The organism is Paraburkholderia sp. Ac-20342, assembly GCF_017104985.1.
In the GTDB taxonomy this organism is placed as follows: domain Bacteria; phylum Pseudomonadota; class Gammaproteobacteria; order Burkholderiales; family Burkholderiaceae; genus Paraburkholderia.
On record NZ_JAAGPQ010000017.1, the window covers coordinates 41,940 to 67,277 of the forward strand.

22 protein-coding genes are annotated in these 25,338 nt (G+C 65.3%); 12 read left to right on the top strand and 10 right to left on the bottom strand.

The features are described 5' to 3' along the window. Nucleotides 1-19: 19 nt before the first annotated feature. Entirely contained in the window at nt 20-466 is a 447-nt protein-coding gene (locus tag G3N58_RS09520; protein ID WP_346778256.1) for a YraN family protein, read from the bottom strand. 379 nt (nt 467-845) lie between these two features. On the opposite strand from G3N58_RS09520, the gene rsmI reads away from it, so the two are divergent. Then, complete coding sequence (gene rsmI / locus G3N58_RS09525) at nt 846-1,730, top strand: 16S rRNA (cytidine(1402)-2'-O)-methyltransferase (RefSeq protein ID WP_205989430.1); 885 nt, start codon at nt 846-848, stop codon at nt 1,728-1,730. A 241-nt stretch (nt 1,731-1,971) separates the two neighbouring features. Here rsmI and G3N58_RS09530 read toward each other — a convergent pair whose 3' ends face one another. Further along, nucleotides 1,972-2,604, bottom strand: coding sequence for a septal ring lytic transglycosylase RlpA family protein (locus G3N58_RS09530; RefSeq protein ID WP_205999035.1), 633 nt, complete (start codon nt 2,602-2,604; stop codon nt 1,972-1,974). A gap of 627 nt (nt 2,605-3,231) precedes the next feature. On the opposite strand from G3N58_RS09530, the gene G3N58_RS09535 reads away from it, so the two are divergent. From G3N58_RS09535 to G3N58_RS09545, 3 genes are all read left to right on the top strand, one after another. Continuing rightward, nucleotides 3,232-3,888, top strand: a complete 657-nt coding sequence (locus G3N58_RS09535; RefSeq protein ID WP_205999036.1) for an MBL fold metallo-hydrolase — start codon at nt 3,232-3,234, stop codon at nt 3,886-3,888. Next, complete coding sequence (locus tag G3N58_RS09540; RefSeq protein ID WP_167282272.1) at nt 3,885-4,517, top strand: exonuclease; 633 nt, start codon at nt 3,885-3,887, stop codon at nt 4,515-4,517. The genes G3N58_RS09535 and G3N58_RS09540 overlap by 4 nt, the downstream gene beginning before the upstream one ends. 90 nt (nt 4,518-4,607) lie before the next feature. Further along, nucleotides 4,608-5,066: an Lrp/AsnC family transcriptional regulator gene (locus G3N58_RS09545; RefSeq protein WP_012431468.1), complete on the top strand. Its 459-nt coding sequence runs from the start codon at nt 4,608-4,610 to the stop codon at nt 5,064-5,066. Nucleotides 5,067-5,135: 69 nt separating this feature from the next. Here G3N58_RS09545 and G3N58_RS09550 read toward each other — a convergent pair whose 3' ends face one another. The 3 genes from G3N58_RS09550 to G3N58_RS09560 form a co-directional block, all read right to left on the bottom strand. Then, nucleotides 5,136-6,413, bottom strand: a complete 1,278-nt coding sequence (locus G3N58_RS09550) for a cation diffusion facilitator family transporter (RefSeq protein ID WP_205999058.1) — start codon at nt 6,411-6,413, stop codon at nt 5,136-5,138. A 289-nt stretch (nt 6,414-6,702) separates the two neighbouring features. After that, the gene (locus tag G3N58_RS09555; protein ID WP_167042246.1) at nt 6,703-7,005 is read right to left on the bottom strand and encodes an H-NS histone family protein; all 303 of its coding nucleotides are present in this window, start codon (nt 7,003-7,005) and stop codon (nt 6,703-6,705) included. 394 nt (nt 7,006-7,399) lie between these two features. Next, nucleotides 7,400-8,053 carry a pyridoxamine 5'-phosphate oxidase family protein gene (locus tag G3N58_RS09560; RefSeq protein ID WP_167042244.1) on the bottom strand — a complete coding sequence of 218 codons (654 nt, stop codon included), beginning with the start codon at nt 8,051-8,053 and terminating at the stop codon, nt 7,400-7,402. A gap of 275 nt (nt 8,054-8,328) precedes the next feature. Between G3N58_RS09560 and G3N58_RS09565 the strand changes: the two genes are divergently transcribed. Beyond that, nucleotides 8,329-9,579: an MFS transporter gene (locus G3N58_RS09565; protein WP_277396970.1), complete on the top strand. Its 1,251-nt coding sequence runs from the start codon at nt 8,329-8,331 to the stop codon at nt 9,577-9,579. Between the two features lie 258 nt (nt 9,580-9,837). Continuing rightward, complete coding sequence (locus G3N58_RS09570) at nt 9,838-11,622, top strand: collagen-like triple helix repeat-containing protein (RefSeq protein ID WP_241017052.1); 1,785 nt, start codon at nt 9,838-9,840, stop codon at nt 11,620-11,622. 371 nt (nt 11,623-11,993) lie between these two features. Here the strand turns inward: G3N58_RS09570 and G3N58_RS09575 are convergent, their stop codons facing one another. Both G3N58_RS09575 and G3N58_RS09580 read right to left on the bottom strand, forming a co-directional pair. Then, nucleotides 11,994-13,139, bottom strand: coding sequence for a branched-chain amino acid ABC transporter substrate-binding protein (locus G3N58_RS09575; protein WP_167042238.1), 1,146 nt, complete (start codon nt 13,137-13,139; stop codon nt 11,994-11,996). Nucleotides 13,140-13,780: 641 nt separating this feature from the next. Next, a complete protein-coding gene (locus tag G3N58_RS09580; protein WP_205999038.1) occupies nt 13,781-14,890 on the bottom strand; it encodes a nitronate monooxygenase in 1,110 nt (369 codons plus the stop codon). A 319-nt stretch (nt 14,891-15,209) separates the two neighbouring features. Here G3N58_RS09580 and G3N58_RS09585 point away from each other — a divergent pair, with 319 nt between their 5' ends. Then, nucleotides 15,210-15,908, top strand: a complete 699-nt coding sequence (locus G3N58_RS09585; protein ID WP_205999039.1) for a dienelactone hydrolase family protein — start codon at nt 15,210-15,212, stop codon at nt 15,906-15,908. Between the two features lie 227 nt (nt 15,909-16,135). Then, entirely contained in the window at nt 16,136-17,677 is a 1,542-nt protein-coding gene (locus tag G3N58_RS09590) for an amidase family protein (protein WP_205999040.1), read from the top strand. A 77-nt stretch (nt 17,678-17,754) separates the two neighbouring features. Here G3N58_RS09590 and G3N58_RS09595 read toward each other — a convergent pair whose 3' ends face one another. The 3 genes from G3N58_RS09595 to G3N58_RS09605 form a co-directional block, all read right to left on the bottom strand. Next, a complete protein-coding gene (locus tag G3N58_RS09595; protein WP_167042230.1) occupies nt 17,755-18,066 on the bottom strand; it encodes a high-potential iron-sulfur protein in 312 nt (103 codons plus the stop codon). A gap of 230 nt (nt 18,067-18,296) precedes the next feature. Continuing rightward, nucleotides 18,297-19,403, bottom strand: a complete 1,107-nt coding sequence (locus G3N58_RS09600; protein ID WP_205999041.1) for an NAD(P)/FAD-dependent oxidoreductase — start codon at nt 19,401-19,403, stop codon at nt 18,297-18,299. A gap of 427 nt (nt 19,404-19,830) precedes the next feature. After that, a complete protein-coding gene (locus G3N58_RS09605; RefSeq protein WP_167042226.1) occupies nt 19,831-20,808 on the bottom strand; it encodes an AAA family ATPase in 978 nt (325 codons plus the stop codon). 349 nt (nt 20,809-21,157) lie between these two features. On the opposite strand from G3N58_RS09605, the gene G3N58_RS09610 reads away from it, so the two are divergent. The 4 genes from G3N58_RS09610 to G3N58_RS09625 all read left to right on the top strand — a co-directional run bounded on the left by G3N58_RS09610 (nt 21,158) and on the right by G3N58_RS09625 (nt 25,332). Next, complete coding sequence (locus tag G3N58_RS09610; RefSeq protein WP_205991000.1) at nt 21,158-21,772, top strand: hypothetical protein; 615 nt, start codon at nt 21,158-21,160, stop codon at nt 21,770-21,772. A gap of 76 nt (nt 21,773-21,848) precedes the next feature. After that, nucleotides 21,849-22,646, top strand: a complete 798-nt coding sequence (locus G3N58_RS09615; protein ID WP_167042222.1) for an endonuclease/exonuclease/phosphatase family protein — start codon at nt 21,849-21,851, stop codon at nt 22,644-22,646. 585 nt (nt 22,647-23,231) lie between these two features. Continuing rightward, nucleotides 23,232-24,002 carry a ferredoxin--NADP reductase gene (locus tag G3N58_RS09620; RefSeq protein ID WP_167282260.1) on the top strand — a complete coding sequence of 257 codons (771 nt, stop codon included), beginning with the start codon at nt 23,232-23,234 and terminating at the stop codon, nt 24,000-24,002. A gap of 430 nt (nt 24,003-24,432) precedes the next feature. Next, nucleotides 24,433-25,332 (top strand): ATP-binding protein, encoded by a 900-nt coding sequence (locus G3N58_RS09625; RefSeq protein WP_205999042.1) that lies wholly within the window; start codon nt 24,433-24,435, stop codon nt 25,330-25,332. Nucleotides 25,333-25,338 lie beyond the last annotated feature (6 nt).

The following is a 25,338-nucleotide window of genomic DNA, read 5'->3' on the forward strand; positions in this document are numbered from 1 at the left end:
GCGTTGCCCGCGCGAGCCGTCAGACGTCGTCGGCGCGAAACGCATCGCGCAACCAGACGAGCCGGCCGCCGTCGAACGCGATCACATCGAAACGGCACGCGGGCTGCTCGCGCGAACCGTGGCTTCTCGCGGCCCTGGCGGCGCTCGTCGCGAGGTAGTGTCGCGCCGCGCGCACGATGCGCTGCCTCTTGTGCCAGCCGATGCTGGCTGCCGCGCCGCCGTAATGACGCTGCGCTCTCGCGCGAACTTCGACGAACACGAGCGTGCCGTCGCGATCGCTCATCACGAGATCGATCTCGCCGCCCCGGCACGCGACGTTGCGCGCGACGAACCTCAGGCGCTGACGCTGCAGAAACTCTTGCGCACGCGCTTCGAAAGCCGCGCCGACCGTTTTGGACCCGCGAGGTGCGGAAAAGTTGTGCGGGGTGGCGACCGCGCTTTTGGGCTTCGAGGACTCCGCGGCGATTCGCGGGGCGTTTGTGGTCGTGCTGATTGCGGCGGTTGCCGTGGTTGCCGTGGTTGCCGTGGTTGCCGTGGTTGCCGTGGTTGCCGTGGTTGCCGTGGTTGCCGTGGTTGCCGTGGTTGCCGTGGTTGCCGTGGTTGCCGTGGTCGCAGTGGTCGCAGTGGTCGCAGTGGTCGCAGTGGTCGCCGTGGTCGCAGTGGTCGCAGTGGTCGCAGTAGTCGCAGCGATTCGCGGTGCAACTGTCCACAGCCGGTCTCGCGCCTCGCCGTGCACCGCATCCGGCGTCTTCGCCGCCGCGCACACCCGCCCCGCTCCACCGGGCCCACGCGCGCCCACATGGCACAATGGCGGCCTCGTTCCGTCTGTTTGCGTCTTCTGTCTCATGACTCCTCTCTCCGAACTTGCGCAAGGGCAGCAATACCCTGCCGCCGCGCTGTATGTGGTGGCCACGCCGATCGGCAACGTCGCCGACATCACGCTGCGCGCGCTGCACGTGCTCGGACTCGCGGACCGCATCGCCGCCGAGGACACGCGCAACACCGGTCAACTGCTCGCGCGCTACGGCATCTCGAAGCCGCTCGTCGCCGTGCATCAGCACAACGAGCGCGCGGCGGCGCAGCGCGTGATCGAGCATCTGCAAGCGGGCGAGCGTGTGGCCTACGTGTCCGACGCAGGCACGCCCGGCATCTCGGACCCGGGCGCGAAACTCGTCGACGCCGTGCGCGAAGCCGGCTTCGCGGTCGTCCCGCTGCCCGGCGCCAGCGCGCTCGCGACTGCGCTAAGCGCGGCCGGCGACTGGGTCGCGACGTTCTCGTTCCTCGGCTTCCTGCCGCCGAAGCCGAAAGCGCGCGCCGCGGCGCTGCAATCCCTCGCGAAGCATCCTCATGCGATGGTGTTCTACGAAGCGCCGCACCGGATCGTCGAAACCGTGCAGGCACTCGCCGATGCGTTCGGCGGCGCGCGCGGGCTGCTGATCGCACGCGAATTGACGAAGTTACATGAAGCGCTGCACCGTGGCACCCTGGCCGAAGGGCCAACGTGGCTCGCCGCCGATCCGAACCGGCAGCGCGGCGAATTCGTGCTGGTGGTCGAAGGCGCGGCGCCGGAAGCGGCGGGCGAGCACGATCACGACGCCCTGCTCGGCATCCTGCTGGAAGAGTTGACGGTGAGCAGCGCGGCCAAGGTCGCGGCCGCGCTCACGGGCGCGTCGCGCAACGCGCTGTACACGCGGGCGCTGGCGCTGAAGGAAGAGAAACCCGAGGCCTGATGCCCAGAGAAGTTCGAGGGGCCTGATAAAAGAACAAGGCCGCACCCTGAGCTACACCCCGCAAAGTTGGACATCGTCGATCCAAGCGTTTGCGAGAGCGCGGTTCATGGTGCGGCCCTGCGTTTTTCTACAGCCCTTCTTGAGGCGGGTGTGCCGGCTCCTTAAAGCAACCTCGAGCAACCTCGACAACCGCCCCATCGCGCGGCGGCACGCGCCGCGCTCACCTGCATTCACCCGCGTATTACTTGCTCGCGTCCGAATCCGAGTCCGACGCCAGCGTCTCGTTCATCTCGGCGCGCGCTTCCTGCTGCGTGAGCCCGACGATCTGCACGCGGGCCGTACCGCTGTGGCGCATGTCGAGCGCGGAAGCGGCCGCCATCGACAGATCGATCACCCGGCCACGCGCATACGGACCGCGGTCGTTGATCCGCACGACGACGGAGCGCGAATTGGCCGGATTGGTCACGCGCACGTAGGAGCCGAGCGGCAGCGTGCGATGCGCGGCCGTCAGCGCATGCATGTCGTAACGTTCGCCGTTGGCGGTGCGGCGGCCGTGGAAGAAGCGGCCATACCACGACGCGCGTCCGGTCTGACGAAAGCTGGAAGCGTCGACGCCATCGTCGCCCAGCGGCCTAGCGTCGGCGAGCGGCGTGCTGGCCGCGCTTGGGCTCGAAGCCGGCGCGCTGCCGAACGATTGTGGTCCGAGCGTGGTCAAGCGTGCGGTTTGGGTACTGATCGGCGTGTCGCTTGCGGACGTGTCGCCGGCGCCCGGAGGCGTGGCACAGCCGGCCAGTACAAAAAAGGCAAAAAGAGTCCCCAGACCACGGGATAACCGAGTTTTCATAAGACGTGCAAACACAATGTCGAGTCGCATCACGCGATAAGCGAGGCGTGTGTTGCCTGCGACTCCGGCGGTAGGGGCGACGACGCGCCGCGCGAATCGGCGCAGTACGTCAAAGCCCGGATGCGGCTCACTGAGCCGCTACCGCACGGTTAATTTTCACGTCTGGCGCAACCTGTCCCCGGCAGCCTGACCAGACCCCACATGCCGCCAACTGAACGTGGCAAACACGTTCTTGCGCGCGCAACTCAGCGCGCAGGAACGGCGGCGTAGGCCCCACCCAGCGTCACGGAAGTTAGGTCCGTAGCAGGCGCGCGGCGCCTGGCTGGGCAAGACGTGTGCATCGAACGCATCGATACTGGATGGCCGTCGACAAACCGACAGCCCTTACTTGAACGGCGAGCGGCGTACCCTTTTTCGCCAGGAACGCATCGCCTTGTGGCAGCACAAACTTCTGTGCATGGGCGGCATTATACCGAAAACCCGGCGAGCGGGCCAAAAGTCACGCAAATCATTGATTAATCGTCACATTTAATGCAGGAATGGGTAGACGAAAGCACGCCCCGAGCCCTTGCTGGCGGCGCTTTCCGGCGGCACCGGCGAGAGCCGGGAGACCGGTACAATCAACGTTTTCCCGCGCGCAGCCGAGCCCGTCCAGCCATGAAAGTCACCCTGATCCCCGTCACGCCGTTCCAGCAGAACTGCTCGCTGCTCGTTTGCGAAGCCACCGGGAGGGCGGCCGTCGTCGATCCGGGCGGCGATCTGGAAATCATCCGGGGGGAGATCGCGCGTCAGAACGCAACGCTCGAAAAAGTTTTCCTGACGCACGGACACATCGATCACTGCGCGGGCGCGAAGACGCTCGCTACGCATTACCGCGTGCCGATCGAGGGCCCGCATCCCGACGAGCGCTTCTGGCTCGACCAGTTGCCCGCCCAGAGCACGCGCTTCGGCTTTCCGGCCGCCGGCGCGTTCGAGCCCGACCGCTGGCTGCACAACGGCGAGACCGTGGCGTTCGGCGACGAAACCCTCGAGGTCTACCACTGCCCGGGACACACGCCGGGTCACGTGGTGTTCTTCAGCCGGGCGCACCGGCTCGCGCTCGTCGGCGACGTGCTGTTCGCCGGCTCGATCGGCCGGACGGATTTTCCGCGCGGCAACCATGCGGACCTGATCCGCTCGATCCGCGAACGGCTCTGGCCGCTCGGCGACGACGTCACGTTCGTGCCGGGCCACGGTCCGACCTCGACATTCGGCGCCGAACGCCGCACCAATCCCTATGTTGCCGATGGGGTCAGCGCCGAGGTGAACCCATGAGCCGGGAAATCTACGTCAGCACCGACGTCGAGGCGGACGGCCCGATCCCCGGTCCGCATTCGATGCTGAGCTTCGCGTCCGCCGCGTACACCGAAGACAAGCAATTGATCGGCACCTTCTCGGCGAATCTCGAATTGCTGGAAGGCGCGGCGCCGCATCCGGTGCAGGAAGCATGGTGGAAAACGCAGCCGGACGCGTGGGCCGCCTGTCGCCGGGACCTGCAAACGCCCGCCGCGGCGCTCGCCGCCTACGTCGACTGGGTCGAGGCGCTGCCGGGCAAGCCGGTGTTCGTCGCGATGCCGGCCGGCTTCGACTTCACCTACATGTTCTGGTACATGATGCGCTTCGTCGGCCGCTGCCCGTTTTCGTGGTCCGCGCTCGACATCAAGACGCTCGCGTTCGCGATGACCGGCCTGCCGTACCGCAAGAACATCAAACCGCGCTTTCCGAAACACTGGTTCGACGATCATCCGCATACGCACGTCGCGCTCGACGACGCGATCGAACAGGGTGCGCTGTTCTGCAATATGCTCAGGGAATTGCGCGCGAGCCAGCTGGCACTGGCTGCGGGCACGAGGAATGACGGGGACGACTCAGGGCAAAATGCCGCCGTGCAACCGGCAAATTAGGTAATCTGCCTCGCGGGAACCGTTTTACATTGCGTTTCGTTTTCGCGCCCTCTACCATGCGTTGATACGGCGACGCTAACGGAGGCGCAGTTGACACTCGATACGTTCTCACAAAAGATCCTGCGCCTGCTCCAGCTCGACGCACGCCGTTCCGTGCAGGAAATCTCCGACCAGGTCGGCCTGTCGAGCACGCCCTGCTGGCGGCGGATCAAGGACATGGAGCAGTCGGGCGTGATCCAGCGCTATACGGCGCTGCTCGATCGCGAGAAGCTCGGCCTGCACGTCTGCGCGCTCGCGCATATTCATCTGACCCGTCACACCGAGGGCGGCGTCGAGCAGTTCGAGCGCGAAATCGCGACTTGCCCCGAAGTGACCGAGTGCTACAGCACGACCGGCGAATCCGACTACATCCTCAAGATCGTCGCGCCCGACATCAAGGCGTACGACAGCTTTCTGCACGAGCGCATTTTCAAGATTCCCGCCGTCGCGCAGGTGCGCACGAGCGTTGTGCTGCGCGAGATCAAATTCGATACGCAGTTGCCGTTGTGAGAGGCTAATGCGGCGGAAACGCCGCGAAGGGCTCGGGGCTCGGGGCTCGGGGCTCGGCAGGAGCCGAAATCAGTCGGCGTGGTGAGGTTCCGAGGCTTTGGCCTGATCGACCGCTGCACTGCCCGGCTTCTGCGCCCGCGCATCATCCGGCGCCACCGCCACGTCCCGCTGCAGCAGCACATCCAGCTTGCGCGCGCCCAGACGGCGCTTGAGCGCGTCGAGATCGACCCGATCGAGCGCGTGCGCATCGCGCTCCAGCGCACCGGACGCAACCGCCGCACTAGCACCACCCACACTGCCGGACGCCGCCGGCAAGATCACCTCGACATCGAGCCCCGTGCTCAGGTAGTGAAGGTTGATCGTCGCGGCCTGTAAGCCGCCGGCCGCGAGCGCCGCGTTGACCTCGGCGGCCACGCGCTCGCGCGGCGGCAAACCGACAGGCGGATGCGCAACGGCATCGTTTTCCGGATCGACGTGGATCAGCGCGTCGAGCACGCGGTTGTCGCTGAGCACGCGCAAGCGCGCCGACTCCGCGATGTAATGCCCTTCCGATACCGAAATCAGCGGATCGACCAGAATGTGCGCATCGACGAGCGCAAAGTCGCCCATCTTGCGCGTGCGCATTTCGTGGACGTCGCGCACGCCGGGCGTCGAGAGCAGCAACGCGCGCATGTCGGCGGTGGCGGTTTCGTCGAGCGCGCGATCGGACAGGTCTTGCAGCGCGTCCCAACCGAAGGTCCAGCCCATGCGCGCCACCATGAAGCCGACGATCGCCGCCGCGATCGGATCGAGCAGCCGCACGCCGGCGAGACTGCCGACCACGCCGATCCCCACCACCAGCGACGACGCCGCATCCGAGCGCGCATGCCACGCGTTGGCGATCAGCATCGCCGAGCGCACGCGATTCGCCTCGCGCAGCATGTAGCGAAACAGCGCCTCTTTCGAAACGAGCACGAGCACCGCGACCGCGAGTGCGCTCACCTGCACGGCGGGAATGTTTTCAAGATTGGCCAGGCGCGTACCGGCACGCCATAACATGCCGACGCCGACCGAGATAAGCAGCGCGCCTAAAAATAATGAAGCCACCGTTTCATAACGGCTATGTCCGTAATTGTGATCCGCATCGGGCTTTGCGCCGCTATGCCGATTGGCAATCAGCACGACAAAATCGGAAATCAGATCAGCAAGGGAATGGACGCCGTCGGCAACGAGCGCCTGCGAGTGCGCCAGCGTTCCGATCGCGACTTGCAGCGCCATCAATACCGTATTGACGGCAATACTCGCAAAAGTACTTTTACGCGCAACGCGCTGTTTCTCAGTCGATTGGGCGATGTCAGCGGACGGCATCTTGAAAAAGGAGAGGTTCAATCTCTTTATTGTACCCGCCAACCATCGAAGCACATCGGGAATAGCGAAAAAAGTCCTTTTGAATCAGCCGCTTATCTAAACGAAAAGCATTCGTGTTCCAGTTATCTGCGACACCTGCGACAAAAAGCAGCAGGTCTGAATAGCAGAAAGCCGCGCCCTGAATTGGTGCGCGGCTTTCCGAGATTATGGCAACGCGCAATAAGCGCTGCTCATTACCGATATTCCTATTACTTATGGACCGGAAGGATTTACTTTCCGGCCCATCGCATTATTTCTCGATGAGGAATTTTTCTCGATCGAGACCTGCGATCCAACGCGGCGGCTTGCCGCGGCCCGACCACGTGTTGCCGCTTTCCGGGTCGCGGTATTTCGGCGCAACGCCCGCGCGGGGACGGGCGGCCTTGACGCTTTTCGCCGCACGGCCACCGCCGAGTTCGCTCAGCGAAATACCGTAATCGACCATTTTCTGCTTGATCTCATTCAAGACTTCAGCGTATTCGCGTGACTTCGCTTCTTCGATCTGCTTTTCGAGCTTCTCGCGCTGTGCGAGGAGTTCCTTGTAGGAAGACATAGGTTCCCTTGTCGTATGGATAAATGACCGCCGATCTTATGTCGGCTCGTTCTTTGAGGTTTCAGACCTCGGAATTTTGGCGAGATTAACACAAAATAGAAAAACTGCAAAAGCACTCGCCGCAAATATTTTAAATTCGTTTCAAAAAGTTTCGGCACCGTAGCGGTATCCGCACGATTAGCTTTCAATTAGCTGATTTCGCATGTTGCTGAAAAACTCTCGGCGAAGCGCATATTTATGCGATTAACTAGCAGCAAATGCTATTTTGAGATCGCGAATTCGCATCAACATTTCACGCCATGAGAACTTTCATCGCAATAAGCGCTTCTATTGAGATAGAGCCGAAGACAAAAGCAGTGGCCGATGTCCGGGGTTTTCCCAAAAACAATAATGCTTAATGCGCATATCGCTCGATGCAAACTTCGAGCGCCGCATGCAATGTTTCAGCGTCCAATCGCGCGCCGTCGAATGTGCAGCGGCGACGCATACCCGCCTGTTTCAGATCGACGCCATAGCGGTCGATGCCTAGAAATTCCACGCCTTCCGTGCCGCTCAACCGGCGGCCGAATTCGTCGAGCAGCGCGTTCTCCTCATCGGCGCCGAGCGGCGGCAGCGCATCGAGTTCCGCCCCGTCGAGCCAGCCCATCGCGCCAAATCCGCCGATATACCGCAGGCGTTCGATCTGCATCGTCCAGAACGAGAAATCGCCGAGCATCAGATAGCGCTCCGCTTCCGGGTGATATCGCAGGTAGCGCCGCACGAACTCCGGGGCCGGCTCGAAGGTGCCGAGCAGCGTGGCGCGCTGGCCGCCGAGGACGTCGCCGTCGGGTGCGTCCACCGCCAGAAAGCCGGCGCGCGGGTCCGCGAGCAGGTTATGCGTGTGCTCGGCGAGCCGGCTAATGAGAATAGTCGGACGATGCCGCGCGTCCGGCGCAAACGGCAACACCGACGGATACGGAAAGCCCCCGGGCCCGCGCGCATGTGTGGCGAGCGTGCCGACGGCGGCCGTGTGCAACAGGTGCAGCGGAGCATGAGCGGGAATGTTCAAGTCGACGTACCTCGATGAATGGGCGACAGGCGGAGCGGCGCACGAAGACGGCAGCAAGCTCGCGGAACGCCGTGGCAACCCGCATGGACGGCACGCCTGCCACGACATTGCGGCAAACGGCATGACACGGGCAAACGGCCGGCACATCGCCCATAAAAAACCTGGCGACGCACTCCGCCGCCCTGCCACACGGAGCTCGCGCCATCGTACGTGCCCGGCTCCGGCCTTCCAAGCATAGGACAGCATGCTTCGATAAAATCTCAAGTCCGCTTTCAATGCGCCTTCATACGCGCCCCCGTTTCGAGACCTTCGTGCCCGACCAACCCGCCTCCGAATTCGCCGTCCTGCCCGCTGCCCATCGCGACCTGCCCGTCACCGCGCGGCAACGGGCCCGCGTCGCCACGATGGCGCTGTTTTTTATCGCCGGCATGATGTACGCGTCGTGGGGCGTGCACGTGCCGACCGTGCGCGACCGCTTCCATCTGAATGCGGCCATGCTGTCGTTCGCGCTGCTGGCCGTCGCAGGCGGCTCGATCGGCGCGATGGTGACCAACGGATCGTGGATCGCGCGCGTCGGCACGCGCCGCGCCTGCCTTGCGGGCGGCCTCGCGATGGCCGCCTGCGCGGCGCTGATTCTGGTCGTGCCGTCGTACGGGCTCCTGCTGGCCGTGCTGGCGATCTTCGGCGCCGGCATGGCCACGCTCGACGTCGCGATGAACGCCGAGGCGAGCGCCGTCGAAAAAGCACTCGGCAAGCCGATCATGTCGTCGCTGCACGGCATGTTCAGTCTCGGCGGGATGTTCGGCGCGGCCGTCGGCGGGGCGCTGCTCGCGCGCGGCATGGCGCCCGCCCTGCACCTGCTGCTCGCGGCGGCGGTGAGCGCGCTCGTGCTTCTGCTGGCGTGTCCGTCGGTCCTGCCGCACGTGCCGCACGCCGAGCATCCCGACTCGGCGACGCCGCGCACGAGCCGCTGGCGCTCGCCAGCGCTGTGGGCACTCGGCGCGATGGCGCTCGTCGCGCTGATCGCCGAAGGTGCGATGTACGACTGGGCCACGGTCTATATGCGCGACGTCGTGCTCGCGACACCCGCACTCGCGAGCGCCGCCTACGCAGCGTTTTCGGGCGGCATGGCGGCGGCGCGTTTTGCCGGCGATGCGGTGCGCGCCCGCTTCGGCGCGCCGCAGCTCGTGATGATGAGCGCCGCGCTCGCCTGCGCGGGCATGGTCGACGCGCTGCTGCTGCCGAATCCGGTTGCCGCGCTGGTCGGCTTCGCGCTGCTCGGCCTTGGCCTCGCGAACATGATGCCGGTGCTGTTCGCGGCGGCCGCGAGCGTGAAGGGCATCCACGCGGCCGAAGGGCTCGCGCACGTCGCGGGGCTCGCGTATTTCGGCTTGCTGCTCGGGCCGGTCATCATCGGCGCGGTCACGCAGATGACCAATCTGACGATCGGTCTGTCGGTCGTCGCCGTGTGCGCCGCGTCGATCGCGCTCGTCGGCCCGAAGGTGCTGCGGCGTTTGAAGATCTGAGCCCAGGGCACGCCTGCCGTGTGTCGACGTTCTTCATGTCATATGAAACCCGCCGGCTTACGTTACGTTACGCGCGGCCCCGCGCGCCGCTGTGTTCCCCGACACATCGCTGCCCGGAACTGTCTCGCCTGCCCGCGCAAAAACCATCAACCTGTTGATTTATATATATTTTCATCTCTCACCAGGTCGCTTAAAAAAATGGCATAGTCTTTGCAGTTAGCTCCCTCAGCAATTTCCATATTACGAGGGGAGCGGAACATGCAATGCAAACTCAAACTGACGGCCGTCGCGCTATGCGTGACGTCAATGATCGTCCTCACCGGATGCGGTAGCACGCTGACAACCGGCACAGGTAGCCTCGGCGGCGGAGGCGCGGGTGGTTCGAGCAGCGGTTCGTCCAGTGGTTCCAGTAGCGGTTCGAGCAGTGGCTCATCCAGCGGCTCCAGCAGTGGTTCGAGCAGTGGCTCGTCCAGCGGCTCCAGCAGTGGTTCGAGCAGTGGCTCGTCCAGCGGCTCCAGTAGTGGTTCGAGCAGTGGCTCGTCCAGCGGCTCCAGTAGTGGTTCGAGCAGTGGCTCGTCCAGCGGCTCCAGTAGTGGTTCGAGCAGCGGTTCATCGAGTGGCTCCAGCAGCGGTTCGAGCAGCGGCACAGCCAGCGCCAACCCCGTTGGCGTCGTCGTGCAGAACACCGGCAACGTCGTCACCGCAGCCGGCCAAACCGTCTCCGCGGTCGGCAGCCAGATCGGCTCGACGTCGCTTCCCGGCACCAATGCAGCGACCACCACCGCGCTCGGCAACGTCGTGTCGAATCTCGGCAGCGGCGTGACCGCGCTCGGCACCGGCGTCGCGAACGGCCTCGGCCAGCTCGGCAATTCGACCGATCCGCTCGGCACCACGCTCGCCAGCAGCGGCAACCTCGTCTACAACGCGGGCCAGGCCGTCAACAGCGCCGGCCAGCTCGTCACGAGCCTCGGCAGCGGCCCGACCTCGGCGCTGAGCCCGCTGACGACGCCGCTCGGCACGGTCGTATCGACGGTCGGCAATACGGTCAGCAGCGTCGGCACGCAGCTCGGCGCGACGCTATCGAACGGCCCGATCCAGCAGGTCACGCAGACGCTCAGCACCGCGATCACGCCGATCACCTCGACGCTCGCGCAGACGACCCAAACCGTCGGCGACACGACCGGCCTCGGCGCGCCGCTGAACGGCCTGCTGTCGACGCTCGGCCACGGACTCGATAGCGCCGGCAGCAAGATCGGCAGTGCAACCGGCAACCCCATCGGCCAGAACCTCGGCAACGTCGTGACGAAGCTCGGCGACACGGTCACCTCGGCGGGCGGCCTGCTCACCGCGGGCAGCGCGAGCAGCGGCAATCCGCTTGGCGGCCTCACGGGTCTGCTCGGTCTGGGTGGCAGCAGCGGGACCTCGGGCAATCCGCTCGGCGGTCTCACGGGCCTGCTGAGTCTTGGCGGCAGCAGCGGGACTTCGGGCAATCCGCTCGGCGGTCTCACAGGCCTGCTGAGTCTCGGCGGCAGCAGCGGGACCTCGGGCAATCCGCTCGCACCGGTCACCGGTCTGCTGACGACGGTCACCGGCACGCTGACGGGCGGCCTGAGCGGCGGCAGCGGCGGCAACAGCCCGCTCGCACCGCTGACCAGCGTCGTCTCGACGCTGACGGGTGGTCTCGGCGGCCTTGGCGGCACCGGCGGCTCGGGTAGCCCGCTTGCGCCGCTGACCAATGTCGTGAGTTCGGTAACGGGCACGGTCACCGGCGTTCTGGGCGGCGCGACGTCGAGCGGCGGCAGCAACCCGCTCGCGCCGGTGACGACGCTGGTGTCGTCGCTGACGGGCACGCTCAGCGGCGCGGCGACGGGCGGCACGTCATCGGGTAGCGGCAGCGGCAATCTGCTCGCGCCGGTCACCGGCCTGCTGACGACGGTCACCGGTACGCTGACGACCACGGTAGGCGGCGTCACGGGTGCCGCGGGCGGCAGCTCGGGCGGCGGTCTGCTCGGCGGCCTCGGCAACCTCGCGGCGAAGAAGTGATAACCAAGAACAACGACAGCAGATAAAGGCGCGATAACCAGAAGCGCCGCAGGGAGGGTGGCGAGCCGGGCAACCGGCTCGCCATTTTTTTATCTGTGTACGCTTGATGAAGGGCCGATGAAGATTCGATAAACACCCGGCGCTCCCGCGGTCGACAAGCGCTCGAACCGCGGCGGACGCATGCCGGCTTGCATGCCCGGCAGCGTGCGCAAGCCGGTTCGGTATCCGTAGCATGGCGATGTGCGAAAGAAGCCATCGCGTGGAAATACGGAAAGCGAGCATAAAAGAAAAGGCACGCGAGCCTCACAGCGCGCGTGCCTTTTTAACAGCGAACCGAAGACGGCGCAATGCCGTCCCCGCTCACATGGAATTTACATCTTCACGACGTCGAGCAGCGTCTTCTTGCCCTGCTTGTAGTTGTACAGCGAGATCACGCCGTGCTGCAGGTCGCCCTTCGAATCGAAGGTCGTTTCGCCGATCACGCCCTTGTAGTCGGTCGTCGGCATCGCGGCCAGGATCTTCGCCGGATCGGTCGAGTTCGCGCGCTTCATCGCGTCGACGATGATGTACACCGCGTCATACGTGAACGGCGCGTAGATCTGGATCGGCTGGCCGAAGCGCTTCTCGTACTTCGTTTCGAACGCCTTGCCGCCCGCCATCTTCTCGAGCGCCATGCCGGCTTCCGAGCAGACGATGTTGTCGGTTGCGTCGCCGGCCAGGTCGGACAGCTTGTCGGTACACACGCCGTCGCCTGCCAGCACCTTCGCGCGCAGGCCGAGCTGCTTGGCCTGCTTCGCGAACGGGCCGCCGGTGGCATCCATGCCGCCGTACATGATCGCGTCCGGGTTTTCGCCCTTGATCTTCGTCAGAATCGCGCGGAAGTCGACAGCCTTGTCGTTGGTCGCGTCATGCGACACCACGTTCAGGCCGAGCGCCTTGGCGGTCTTTTCGAATTCGTTCGCGAGACCCTGGCCGTACGCGGTCGAGTCGTCGACGATCGCGACGGACTTGATCTTCATGTCCTTCGCGGCGTAGTTGGCGAGTGCCGGACCCTGCTGCGCATCAGTCGCCACGACGCGGTACGTCGTCTTGAAGCCCTGTTGCGTGTAGGCCGGGTTCGTTGCCGACGGCGAAATCTGCACGATGCCCGCATCGCTGTAGATTTTCGAAGCGGGAATCGAGGTGCCCGAGTTCAGGTGGCCGACCACGGCGACGACCTTGTCGTCGACGAGCTTCTGGGCGACCTGCGTGGCGGTGCGGGGGTCGGCCGCGTCGTCCTGGGCATCGAGTTGCAGCGTGATCTTCTGGCCGCCGATCGTGAGGCCCTTCGCGTTGATTTCCTCGACGGCGAGACGCGCGCCGTTTTCGTTGTCCTTACCCAGGTGAGCGATACCGCCAGTCAACGGCGCAACGTGACCGATCTTGACGACCGTGTCGGCCGCGGCCGATGTTGCCAACGTCGCGAACAGCATCGCCGCAGCGCTGATCGGCAACAACTTTTGAATTGTGATGTTCATGTATGTCTCCATTTTCGGTCAAAACAACGTAATCGCCCTGTGCCCCGCTTCCCCAACTCGTGTCGCTCAGTCCCGTGGACGATCACGCCGGTTGCATCGTTCATGCACTTGGCCAGTACGCTTGCCTGACTGTTTGTGACAGTTGGCAAACCGTACTTGCGCGCAAGTGTAGGTCATCAAATTAATTTGGGGGAATTTTTTGAGAAAGTGGGAAGAACACTAATAGCGCGTGTCCCGCAAGCGTCGCTCGCGGCCTCGGCGAATGGGCCGGAAAGCGCCAGCCCATGCGGGTTTCCGCCAATTGAGGGGGTTCGCCGCGCGGGAGGTTTTAGCGTTTTTTCTGGTTCGAATCGGGAATAATTCGAAGGATTTTTCAACTCGATAATGAGGCGCGCCGCACATGCTTATTAACGGATTCAGTTCGCATTGCAGGCGCGCCGGCGCATCTCTGAATCAGTCGCCGGAGCGACTGCGGAAGTGGGCGCGGAATCGGTCACGGATGTGGTCACCAAGCGGTCATGAATGCGGTCAAAACCGCAGCCACGCATGCAGTCACTGAATGCGGTCGCCGGCGCGGTCACAAACCCGTCAACAAAACCGGCCACGAAGCCAATCGCAAAGCCGGTCGCACAATCAGCGCTTCACGAGCGGCGCTCGAACGCGGCGATACGCGCGGTCGCCGCGCGCCATTCCTGCTCGAGTTGCGCCATCAGTTCGGCGGCGCCGAGACCTTCAGGACGCGCGCGGCTGAGCGGCGCGCCCTGCCCCGCCCACAGCGACAGGTAATCGCCGTTCTGCGCGCGGCCCGCGTTTTGCCGCAGCTCCTGCGTCAAGGCGTTTTGCACGGGATACGGCGCGATCCGCTGCGCCTCTTCGCTCAAACGTTGCATCAACGGATTGCGGATGCCGCGCGCATGACGGCCGGTGATCGCGCGCGTCACCGTAGTCGAGGTGTCGGACATGCCGCGCACGCGGGTTTTCCATACGGCGGGAATCGCGCTTTCGCGGCTCGTGAGAAACGCGGTGCCCAGCACCGCCGCCTGCGCGCCGAGCGCAAGCGCCGCGACGATGCCGCGGCCGTCCATGATGCCGCCGGCGGCCAGCACCGGCAGCCCGCTCGCGTCGACGAGTTGCGGCACGAGCGCCATCGTGCCGATGAGCGCATCCTCGGCCGCACCGATGAAGGTGCCGCGATGCGCGCCCGCCTCGGCGCCTTGCGCGGCGATCGCATCGGCGCCCGCGTCGCGCCACGCGACACCCTCGACGACATGCGTCGCAGTCCCGATCACATACTGGCCGTTTGCATGCAAACGATCGACATCGGCGGCGGCCAGCAGTCCGAACGTCAAGCCCACCACCGGCACGCGCAATTCGATCAGCGTTTCGAACTGCGCGCGGAAGTCCGGCGCATAGCGTTCGAGCGCCCGGCCGGGCGGCAGGCCGAGATCGGCGCGCAGTGGATCGATCGCGTCGAGCGCGCGGCGCACGGTGGCTTCGTCCGGCGAGGCGGGATCGAGCACGAACAGGTTCACACCAAAGGGCCGCGTGGTCAGTTCGCGAATCGCCGCGACTTCGCTCGCGATCTTCTCCGGCTCGAGCGCCGCACCCGCGAGAAAACCGAGCCCGCCCGCATTCGACACCGCCGCGACCATCGCCGGCGTGGTCGCGCCGCCCGCCATCGGCGCCTGCACGACGGGCACGCGCATCTGAAAACGCGCCGCAAACGGCGTCACAAAATTGCCCTCATTCATGATCGGTTTCCTTTCCGGCGCGAGGCCGGCCATATCTGTGCAACAGGCTCGCCACGCGTTCGCGTGATGCGCCTGCCGGCGCGAGCCGATACGGCCGACTCTACCCATATGCGCGCCGCCGGAGAAATGAATTATCGAGAATGTTTCAATCGCCTGACGAGAATCGTGGCGCGCGAAGCAAGCCGCAAGGCCCCGCCCAGCCCTGCTGCAAGGCGGTTCTTTTGATGGCACACTAAGCGCCCGCCCGAGGCCGGCCGGCCTTTGGCGTTCCGACTACCCCGACCTCGCGCGGCGCCCGCGCGAGTCAATGGAGAACAGTATGAGCACGACTTCCCGATGGATCGACATCCCCGCCGGCAACGAAAGTTTCGGCGGCTACCTGGCGCTGCCGAAGGGCGGCAAGGGACCGGCCGTCATCATCATTCAGGAAATCTTCGGCGTGAACAGCCATATCCGCTCGGTCGCGGATCAGTACGCGCAGGACGGCTATGTCGCGCTCGCCCCGGACGTGTTCTGGCGCGTGCAGCCGCGCGTCGAATTGACGTATGAAGGCAAGGACCGCGAAAAGGGCATCGAGCTGATGCAGAAGACCAGGCTCGACGACGCGGTCGCCGACATCGGCTCCGCTGCCGCCGCATTGCGCGCGCTGCCGGAAGTGACCGGCAAGGTCGCGGCGATCGGCTACTGCTTCGGCGGCCGCCTCGCGTACCTGGCCGCCGCGGCCGGTTCGCTCGACGCCGCCATCGCCTACTACGGCGGCGGCATTCACACCCATCTGGATAAAGCCGCCAGCGTCAAGGTGCCGATGCAATTCCACTATGGCGAGCTCGACGCGCACATTCCGCTGTCCGATATCGGCCAGATTCAGGAGCGCTTCGCGGGCCGCGCCGACGTGCAGTTCAACATCTACCCGAACGCCGATCACGGCTTCAACTGCTCGGACCGCGCCTCGTACAACCAGCACGCCTCGGCCTTGGCGCACGGCCGCACGCTGACGTTCCTCGGCGAGCGCATGTAAGGAGCGCGGCGAGTCACGCCGGGCGCGTCACTCGGGTACGCTCGGCAAGACGGCGGGTCGGCGACACGCCGTCTTTTTCATGGGCAACCCTCAGCGAGACAACGCGCAACCCGGCGCAGCGCTTCATCGCCCGCGCGGACAGCCGGCCCGACTCGACGCGGCCGCCGCCTGCAGTCGACACCCGCAGTCGACGCGCAACCCAAACCGACAACGAGGCTTCCTACGCCGTGCACTCAGACTATCTCGCTCATGACGCCATCGGCCTCGCCGAACTCGTACGCACACGTCAGATCAGCGCGCGCGAACTGGTCGACGTCGCGATCTCGCGCACCGAAGCCGTCAATCCCGCGATCAACGCGGTCGTCCTGAAGGACTACGACGCGGCACGCCAGCGCGCCTCGCGCGACGACGCCCGCCGCGACGACAATGCGCATGGCACCGGGCGCCTCGACGGCGCGGACAACGCACACGCGGCGCTCGCCGGCGTGCCGTTTCTGATCAAGGACCTCGGCGCGCCGATCGCCGGGTTGCGCATGGCGATGGGCAGCCGTCACTATCGCCACTTCGTTCCCACCCAGGATGCGCCCGTCGTCACGCTCGCGAAAGCGGCGGGCCTGAACATCTTCGGCAAGACCAGCACGTCCGAACTCGGACAGATGCCTTATACGGAACCCGAACTATTCGGCGCGTGCCGCAATCCGTGGAATCTCGATCACACGCCGGGCGGTTCGAGCGGCGGCGCGGCGGCCGCGGTCGCCGCGGGCATCGTGCCGCTCGCGCATGCCTCGGACGGCGGCGGCTCGATCCGCATTCCGGCTTCGTGCTGCGGACTGTTCGGCCTCAAGCCGTCGCGCGGACGCGTGCCGCGCGCGAGCCCGCCGACCGCGGGCGAACTCGGCATCGATCACGCGATATCGCGCAGCGTGCGCGACAGCGCGCTGCTGCTCGATCTGCTGTCGGGCCACGCGGAGCGGCCGAGCGGCGCGCCCGGCACGTTTCTCGGCGCGACGCTCGACGCAACGCGCGAGCCCTTCAAACCGCTCAACATTGCTTACGTGACAGAGCCGATGCTCGCGCCGTCGCTGTCCGCCGATGCGCGCGCCGCGCTCGACGACGCCGCGCAACTTGCCAGCTCGCTCGGCCATCGTCTCGAACCGGTGTCGCTCGGCATCGATTTCGCGGCGGTCCGTCAGGCGTTTCTCACGCTGTGGTCGGTCGTCGCCGACGACATCGTGCTGAACGCGGAGCGCATCAGCGGCCACAAGCCCGTGCGCGGCGAGTTCGAAATTTCGACGTGGGCGATGGCGCACATCGGCCGCAAGCTCGGCGAGCAAGGCTTGCCGACAGCGCTCGAGGAACAGCGCCGCATCACCGAACGCCTTACCGATCTGCTGAACCGTTACGACGTGCTGTTGTGCGCGACGCTCGCGGCCGCGCCGATCAAGATCGGCGAGATGCAGCCCACGCAGTTCGAGCGCGTGCAGATGCGCGCGGTCACCGCGGTGCCGTTCGAAGGGCTGATGAAGAAGCTGCTGCTCGAAGCGTCGAACAAGGCGTTCGCGTGGGCGGGCTGCACGGAGCTATTCAACCTGAGCGGGCAACCGGCGATGTCGGTGCCGCTCTACTGGAATGCGCGCGGGCTACCGATCGGCGTGCAGTTCGCCGCGCGCAACGGCGCCGAAGCGACGCTGCTGCGGCTCGCCGCGCAACTCGAAGCGGCGCGGCCGTGGTTCGACCGGCGGCCGCCGCTGCTGAACGCGCGGCGATAGGCCGCCATCGAGAGTGCGCCGCGATGCTGCGGCGCACTCTCGCGCAAACCGGCCAATAACGTTGGCCCCGGCTTGCGTCAGGCCTTCTTGTTATACGCGCTGCACCACCCCTTCGCCGACACCTGCTTGCCCGCGAACATCGGACAGGCGCCGTAGGCATCGCCCGCCTTGCCCTGGAAGAAACTGCAGTTGCCGCAGTCCTGGCCTGCCGCGTATTTCGCGAACTTCGCCTTGTCGACTTTGCTCGCGTCTTCCTTGTAGCCGAGCGCCTGCGCGGTCGGATCGGCTTCGGTGACCTTCGGCGCATCGGCAAACGCCTGGCGCGACAGCGCGAGCGTCGATGCCACACCAATACTGGTAATCAGAAACGTACGACGGGACGATCTCATGGGGACTCACTCCATTTATATTGAACTAACGCCGTTCTGATGACGACGGTCCCCAAGCATAGCAACGAAGCCCGCGCGCGTGATGACTCAAATGGTGGAGATAAGCGGTTCGGTACGGGGAAGCGGTGCGAGCGGACCGGTGGAATGGGCCGCGACGCGAGGCAAGGCGCGACACTACGCCGCGCGCATTCGAGGTGCATCCGGAGCACACCCGCGCGCCGCGCGAAACATCAGCCGCGCCCGGCCAGCTCGCAAACGCGCTGCGCAATCGCGAGCGATGCCGTCAAACCCGGCGACTCGATGCCGAACAGATTGACGAGCCCGCGCACGCCATGCGCGGCCGGCCCCTGGATCACGAAATCGGCGGCGGGCTCGCCGGGACCGGACAGCTTCGGACGAATGCCCGCATACGCGGGCTGCAATGCGTCGTCGGGCAGCGCCGGCCAGTACGTGCGAATCGCCGAGTAGAACGAGTCCGCGCGCCGCGGGTCGACGTTGTAATCGATCGTGTCGACCCATTCGACGTCGGGACCGAAGCGCGCCTGGCCGCCGAGATCGAGTGTCAGATGCACGCCGAGGCCGGCCTCGTTCGGCATCGGATAGATCAGGCGGCTGAACGGCGCGCGCCCCGAGATGCTGAAGTAGCTGCCGCGCGCGAAATAGAGCGGCGGCACATGCCGCGCATCGAGTCCGCGAATCCTGCGCGCGAGCGCGTTCGCGTGAAGGCCCGCGCTATTGATGATGCACGCGGCGCTGACCGTGGTCGACGCATTGCCGCCGACCGTGACGACGAAGCGCCCGTTGCGCGCCTCGATCGCCTGAACCGGCGCGTGAAACGCGCACACTGCGCCGTCGCGCTCGGCGTCGCCCTGCAACGCGAGCATGAACTGGTGACTGTCGACGATGCCCGTCTGCGGCGAAAACACCGCCTCCACGCATTCGAGCGCCGGTTCGAGCGCCTGCGCCTGATCGCCGCTGATGCGCATCAGGTCGAGCACACCGTTGTCGCGCCCCTTGGCCATGATGCTTTCGAGCTGCGGAATCTGGCTGCGCGACGTGGCGACGAGCAGCTTGCCGCAGCGCGAATGCGGCACGTTGCGCTCGACGCAGTAGTCGTACAGCATTTCTCGGCCGTGCACGCACAGCGCGGCCTTCAGCGAGCCGCGCGGGTAGTAGATGCCCGCGTGAATCACTTCGCTATTGCGCGAGCTGGTGCCCACGCCGATCGCCTCGGCCGCTTCCAGCACGATCACCTCGCGCCCGCGCGCCGCCAGCGCGCGCGCCGTCGCGAGGCCGATCACGCCGGCGCCGATCACTACGCATTCGATCTGATCCATATCCGTTGACGCGGCCTGCTGCGCCGCGCGCTGCCTCGTTCAGCCGATGGAGAGGAAGACAGGATGCCGCGCCTGCGTGCCGCGGTCCGCTCGCTGCCGAACGCCGCCGTCGAGCCCATGGCGCCACCTCTGTCCGCTCGTGTCCTGCTACCCCTGTCACGCAAAATTGTACGACGCGGTACAGACAGAAATGCCCGCAGTTCGCTCAACTGCGGGCATTTCTGTCTCGGGCGCGCACACGATGCGGCGGTCGGAAAGTTTCAGTGTATGTCGCCTGAGGGCTCGGTGCCGATTTACCTGCCCAAGATGTATCTCAAAAACAGCAATAATTGCTGCGACATTGATGTCGCACGACGTATGAATTGCCGCCTGTCGCCCGTCAAAGTGAGAAAAAGGCCGTTTTTTATCCAAAAAATGGCCCGAAAACTCAAAAACCAATCGGTTTTCGCCGGTTTCCGTAATCGAGGCGAATATCGGCGGGCTCGATCTCGTCGCGGCCCGCGATCCGCGCCGCCCCGAAGCCGTTCAGGATCGCGCGGCGCATTTCCCGCGGCGAGGCGCGCTCGAGCGCGTCGAGCGTCGCGTCGCCGAGCAGCGCCGGGAAGCGCAGCCCCCAGGTGTGCGCCGAGCGGATCTCGTCGTAGATCGATTGCGCGATACGCCGCGCGCCGTCGTGGTCCGGCGGCGCAATCTCGTACACGTTCATGCGGTTCAGGATCGGCTCGGGAATCGCGCGCTCGTCGTTGGCGGTCGCGATCCAGATCACGTTGCCGGCATCGATCGGAATCTCGGCGAATTCGTCGATGAAGCTTTGCGCAGTGTCGTGTTCGAGCAGCGCGTAGAGCGCGCCGAGCGGATCGTATTGCGAGTCGCCGGTGGCCTTGTCGATCTCGTCGACCGTCATCACCGGATTCGCATAGCTGCCGTTCACGAGCGCATCGAACACCTTGCCCGGCTTCGCGTTCTTCCATTGCGACGACGCGCCCGACAGAATCCAGCCCGCCGTCAGCGAACTCATCGCCACGTACTGGTAGGCTGTGCCGAGCAGGCGCGCGAGCTGCTTCGCGAAATGCGTCTTGCCGATGCCAGGGTCGCCGAGCAGCAGCATCGGCATCAGTTCGAGCCGGTCTTCGGTTTCGAGGCACAGCGCGACCTGCCTGCGGATGTCGTCGAGCGGTGCGGAAAAATTGGGCAGCGCGTCGAGCAGATCGTCGATCGACGGCATGCGGTTCGGCTTCACGCAGAAACGCAGATTGCCGGTCTTCAGCATCTTCTCGTAGGTCGCGCGCAGCGCCTCGCTCGCGCCCTCGCCGAGACCGTTCAGCGCGGCTTCGACCTGATCGAGGTCGTACACCCGGCTGAACGAGGCCACGGCGATTTCCTGTTTGACCATTGCTGTCGTCATCGCTCACCCCGTCTTGCTGGTCCTGCTGCGGCGGCGCCTTGTGAGCGCCGGTTCAGGACCAGTGTAACGGCGGCGTGATTGCGTGCAAGCCAGCAGTCATGCGGCTCTGCTGCTAACAGCGCGGGCGTTTCAGGTACGCCGCCGCGGCGCTTTCCAGCGGCCTCGAACGATTGTTTCGAAGATTCCCGTCCTTATCTGAAATGCATTGTTGCTGAACCGCTTTCCCGTTCGACCGGTCAGAAAACGTTGCGGCCATCAGGGGTAAGATGGCTCTCTGACCAACCGGCCACCGGCCTCGCAACTTACCTGCCCACTATGCGGGCCGACGCCGTGAGCGGAGATTCCTTCCATGTGGAAAACCAGTATCGTGGCCATGCTGCTTGGCGCTTCGTTGCTCGCACACGCGCAACAACGGCCGGCGCAGCAGGTCGTGCAATGGCAGTTGCAGGTGATGCAGGACGATCAGCAGGTCGACTCGTTCGAGGGCACCACCACCGTCGGCCAGGCGCACACGGATACGCATCATCGGGTCGTGCAGCATCACGTCGGCTGCAAGGACCAGCCGGCCGGCAGCATCGATCTGTCGCGCACGCTGACCGTCTCGCCGCTGCGCGTGGACCCGGAGGGCGTGACGATGTCGATCGAGACGCAGGAAACGCTCGAAGACGCCGCCCCCCAGCGCACCGACATCGGCTGCAAGCTGCCGCCGCAACCGCGTCTGGTGAGCGGAAGCCATCCGGGCCTCGTCGTGCCGCCGGATCAATGGGCGAGCTGGACGATCGTCGCGAGCAATCCGAAGCTGGTTTACCGCTTGCATGCGAGCGTGGTCGCGAACGGCAATGACGGTACGAACGGCAGTGCGAATGACGGTGCGAACGGCAGCGCGGCCGGTGCGCCGAACGGCGATACGAACGGTAGTCCGAACAGCCACGCCGCCAGTACGCCGAACGGCGCATCGAACTGACCTGGCCGACATGCACGGCGCCCCCGAACAACGCCTCTTATCGAAGCCTTCAAACAGAACACGTGGATAACGCGGCATGCGAAACCCAGAAGAATTGATCCGCGAGAATCTCGCGCCGAACGATTTCGTCGCGGTGAGCTGGAACCTGCACAAGGGCCGCACGCCGCTCGGCTTTCAGGCCTGGCAGGCGATGCAGCGCTGGGTCCAATCGACCCACGCGGACGCCTATTTCCTGCAGGAAGCGATGGCGCGGCGCATGCCGTCGCCGGTATTGGCGAGCAGCTTCGGCGCGCCGATGGACGATCCGCTGACCGACGTCTGGCACTGCCAGGCGACCGAGATCGCCCGCTCGCTCGAACTCGAAGTCGCGCTCGGGCCGAACGTGTTCAAGCCGTCGTGGCGGCATGGCAATGCGATTCTGTCGCCGCATCCGCTCGATCTCGGCGGCCGCTGGGACATCTCCGCGCATCGCTTCGAAAAGCGCGGCCTGCTGGTCGCGCGCGCGACCTTCGGCGGGCGCCTCGTCACGCTGCTGTGCGCGCATCTCGCGCTGACACGCCCGGCGCGCCTGCGGCAGATGAACTGGATCGCGCACTGGATCGCCAAGGAAGCGCCCGACGGTCCGCTCGTGCTGGCCGGCGATTTCAACGACTGGCGCAACGACTCGGTGCCGCTCTTTCGCGAACACGGCCTTCAGGAAGTGGCGACGCTACTCGGCGAACCGGCACGCACGTTTCCGGCGTTCTCGCCGGCGCTGTCGCTCGACAAGATGTTCGTGCGCGGCATGCAGCCGGTCGAATGGATCCAGCCGACGCAGGAGACTGCGTGGCTGTCGGACCATTTGCCGTATATGGCGCGCTTGCGGCTCGAGTGAGAATGAGCCGGACGGTTATTTTGCGCGTCTGGCGTCATCAAAGCACAGACGTCAAAAATCCTTCTCTTATAAGGCCCTAGCTCGCCATGTGGCACTCCACAACGGTAACTGTGTACCTAAAAAATCACTAAGCGGACAGCGTAAACACCTGCAAGCCCCCGCACGCACCCCGCCGCCGGCGCTGCCTTGCCCGCCCCGTTTGCCAGTTTTATCAGCAGGGTCAATGCTGCAGCGCAAGCCGCCTTTCGGTATGATCTTGAAATTGTCGTCCGCGCGGCGCGCTGCTTTCGCGCAAGCCGGACAGCCGATGGCAGCCGCCCTGCGCGGCACTCGCCGAATCGCCGTACCCCGCTGAAGCACGGCCGCACTCACGCCAACGTACTTTGCGACGCCGGACAGCCGGTGGCGCCGCTTGCCTGGCGGCAACCCGCTTCGCCACGCTCAACCGCCGCGGCCCGCCCAGTAGGCGCGGTAAAATAGCGGATTGCGCGTGATTCCCGACCACGGGTTAGCGCAGCATCGCCCTTGCCGTGCCGGCCGGCTCAGACGACTGGCCGCCTTTGTTTTCGCACTATCCAAGAAGCCATGAGCAACCTCAATTCACAAACCGTCCTGAGCGTCCATCACTGGACCGATACGCTTTTCAGCTTCACCTGCACGCGCGACCCGTCGTTCCGCTTCGAAAACGGCCAGTTCACGATGGTGGGCCTGCCGGTCGACGGCAAGCCGCTGATCCGCGCTTACAGCCTCGCCAGTGCGAACTACGAAGAACATCTCGAATTCCTGAGCATCAAGGTGCAGGACGGCCCGCTCACCTCGCGTCTGCAGCACCTGAAGGTCGGCGACGAAGTGCTGATCGGCAAGAAACCGGTCGGCACGCTGGTCGCCGACAACCTGCTGCCCGGCAAGACGCTGTGGCTGCTCTCCACCGGCACGGGCCTCGCGCCGTTCATGTCGATCATCAAGGACCCGGACATTTACGACCGCTACGAGCGCGTGGTGCTCACGCACACCTGCCGTTTCGTCGACGAACTCGCGTACAAGGAATACATCACCGAGCACTTGCCGGCACACGAGCACCTCGGCGAGCTGGTGCAGGAAAAGCTGCTGTATTACCCGACCGTCACGCGCGAGGCGTTCCAGAACCGCGGCCGCATCACCGAGCTGATCGAAACCGAAAAGCTGTTCGCCGACCTCGGCGTGCCGGGCTTCTCGCTCGAAAACGACCGCATCATGCTGTGCGGCAGCCCGCACATGCTGCGCGACACGCGCAAGCTGCTCGACGACGCGGGCTTCAAGGAAGGCAGCAACAACGACCCGGGTCACTACGTGGTCGAAAAGGCCTTCGTCGGCTAGGCAGGCAATACCATTCGCGGCCTTTCGGCGCCGCGAATCCCGCAAAAAGGAGCCTCCGGGCTCCTTTTTTGTTGCCGTTACAAATCGCCGTGAATCATTTCACTTTCCCTGTCGGCATTATTCCTACAGACGGCGATGCGAAATACATCAAGCAAAGTATGAAAAATCGTCGCTAACCGTTGGTACGACTGCATTTTTTCTTTTTTTGAGATATTATCGCGCCGCCAGTTACGACGAATCGGCTAGCCTCTCATGGTCCGACCTAGTTATTACCGAATGTAAATTTCGTTACGTTCCGGCATAGTGATCTGTCTGTTTCACGCTCGCGCGAGAGACGCACCCGAAGGCCTGAGAATCGCATGCGTTCTTCCTTCACGCTGCCTGTCCGCGCCCGCTTCGCTGTCCGCATCGCGTCCTGAGAGGGAAAATCATGGATTCGTCGACTGCCGTCCCGTTCAACGCGCCGCCGGCATCGCCCGCAGCGCGTGATGGCGTCGACGCGCCGTCGCGCGCCGCGGTGCGCGAGCTGGAACAACTGCGCGCGCGGGTGCGCGAACTGTCGGCCGAACTCGTGCAGGCACAGGAAAGCGCGCGCCGTCACGTCGCTCGCGAACTGCACGACGGCGTCGGCGCCGAGTTGACCGCGACACGCTTCGCGCTCGCCGGCATCGAAACCTGGCTGCCCGCCGACGCGCCACCGCAGTGCTCGGCCGCGCTCGCGGTCGCGAACCGCTCGCTCGACGCGGTCTGCGCGGCAAGCCGCGAGGCCGTCGCGCAACTGCACGCGCCGTCGTTCGAGGCCGGCGTCGCAGGCGCGCTCGCGCGCTGGGTCGGCGCATTCGCCACCCGTACGCACTTGCGCGCCACCTTCACCTGCGCCGACGATGCGCGGCTCGCGCGCCTGTCCGCCGACGCGGCGCTCGCCGTATTCCGCGTCGTCCAGGAAGCGCTGAACAATATTGCGAAACACGCGCGCGCGAGTTGCGCCGACGTGCGCCTCGAAACCAGCACGCGCCACCTGACGCTGCTCATCGGCGACGACGGCATCGGCCTGCCGCGCGGCGCGCGCCAGCGCAGCGGACAAAGCGGGAAAGACAGCCAAAGCGGCCACTTCGGCCTTGCCGGAATGCAGGCGCGCTGCGCCGCATTCGACGGCACGCTGCGGGTGAGCGCCCGGCGCGCCAGCGCCGGCCACGCCGACGTCAGCCCCCTCAGCCCCGGCAAGGCTGGCAGCAAAGCCCCGCGCGGCACTCTCGTGCAGGCGAGCTTCGCCTGGGACGCGCTGCTCGCCCCCGCATCCCGCGCCGGCCGGCGCGCGCTGCAATCGTGAGCGCGC

Coding starts and splice junctions, on each gene's coding strand:
- rsmI (WP_205989430.1), top strand. CDS start 846: ATGACTCCTCTCTCCGAACTTGCGCAAGGGCAGCAATACCCTGCCGCC.
- G3N58_RS09530 (WP_205999035.1), bottom strand. CDS start 2,604: ATGCGACTCGACATTGTGTTTGCACGTCTTATGAAAACTCGGTTATCC.
- G3N58_RS09535 (WP_205999036.1), top strand. CDS start 3,232: ATGAAAGTCACCCTGATCCCCGTCACGCCGTTCCAGCAGAACTGCTCG.
- G3N58_RS09540 (WP_167282272.1), top strand. CDS start 3,885: ATGAGCCGGGAAATCTACGTCAGCACCGACGTCGAGGCGGACGGCCCG.
- G3N58_RS09550 (WP_205999058.1), bottom strand. CDS start 6,413: ATGCCGTCCGCTGACATCGCCCAATCGACTGAGAAACAGCGCGTTGCG.
- G3N58_RS09555 (WP_167042246.1), bottom strand. CDS start 7,005: ATGTCTTCCTACAAGGAACTCCTCGCACAGCGCGAGAAGCTCGAAAAG.
- G3N58_RS09565 (WP_277396970.1), top strand. CDS start 8,329: ATGCGCCTTCATACGCGCCCCCGTTTCGAGACCTTCGTGCCCGACCAA.
- G3N58_RS09570 (WP_241017052.1), top strand. CDS start 9,838: ATGCAATGCAAACTCAAACTGACGGCCGTCGCGCTATGCGTGACGTCA.
- G3N58_RS09575 (WP_167042238.1), bottom strand. CDS start 13,139: ATGAACATCACAATTCAAAAGTTGTTGCCGATCAGCGCTGCGGCGATG.
- G3N58_RS09580 (WP_205999038.1), bottom strand. CDS start 14,890: ATGAATGAGGGCAATTTTGTGACGCCGTTTGCGGCGCGTTTTCAGATG.
- G3N58_RS09585 (WP_205999039.1), top strand. CDS start 15,210: ATGAGCACGACTTCCCGATGGATCGACATCCCCGCCGGCAACGAAAGT.
- G3N58_RS09595 (WP_167042230.1), bottom strand. CDS start 18,066: ATGAGATCGTCCCGTCGTACGTTTCTGATTACCAGTATTGGTGTGGCA.
- G3N58_RS09600 (WP_205999041.1), bottom strand. CDS start 19,403: ATGGATCAGATCGAATGCGTAGTGATCGGCGCCGGCGTGATCGGCCTC.
- G3N58_RS09605 (WP_167042226.1), bottom strand. CDS start 20,808: ATGACGACAGCAATGGTCAAACAGGAAATCGCCGTGGCCTCGTTCAGC.
- G3N58_RS09610 (WP_205991000.1), top strand. CDS start 21,158: ATGTGGAAAACCAGTATCGTGGCCATGCTGCTTGGCGCTTCGTTGCTC.
- G3N58_RS09615 (WP_167042222.1), top strand. CDS start 21,849: ATGCGAAACCCAGAAGAATTGATCCGCGAGAATCTCGCGCCGAACGAT.
- G3N58_RS09620 (WP_167282260.1), top strand. CDS start 23,232: ATGAGCAACCTCAATTCACAAACCGTCCTGAGCGTCCATCACTGGACC.
- G3N58_RS09625 (WP_205999042.1), top strand. CDS start 24,433: ATGGATTCGTCGACTGCCGTCCCGTTCAACGCGCCGCCGGCATCGCCC.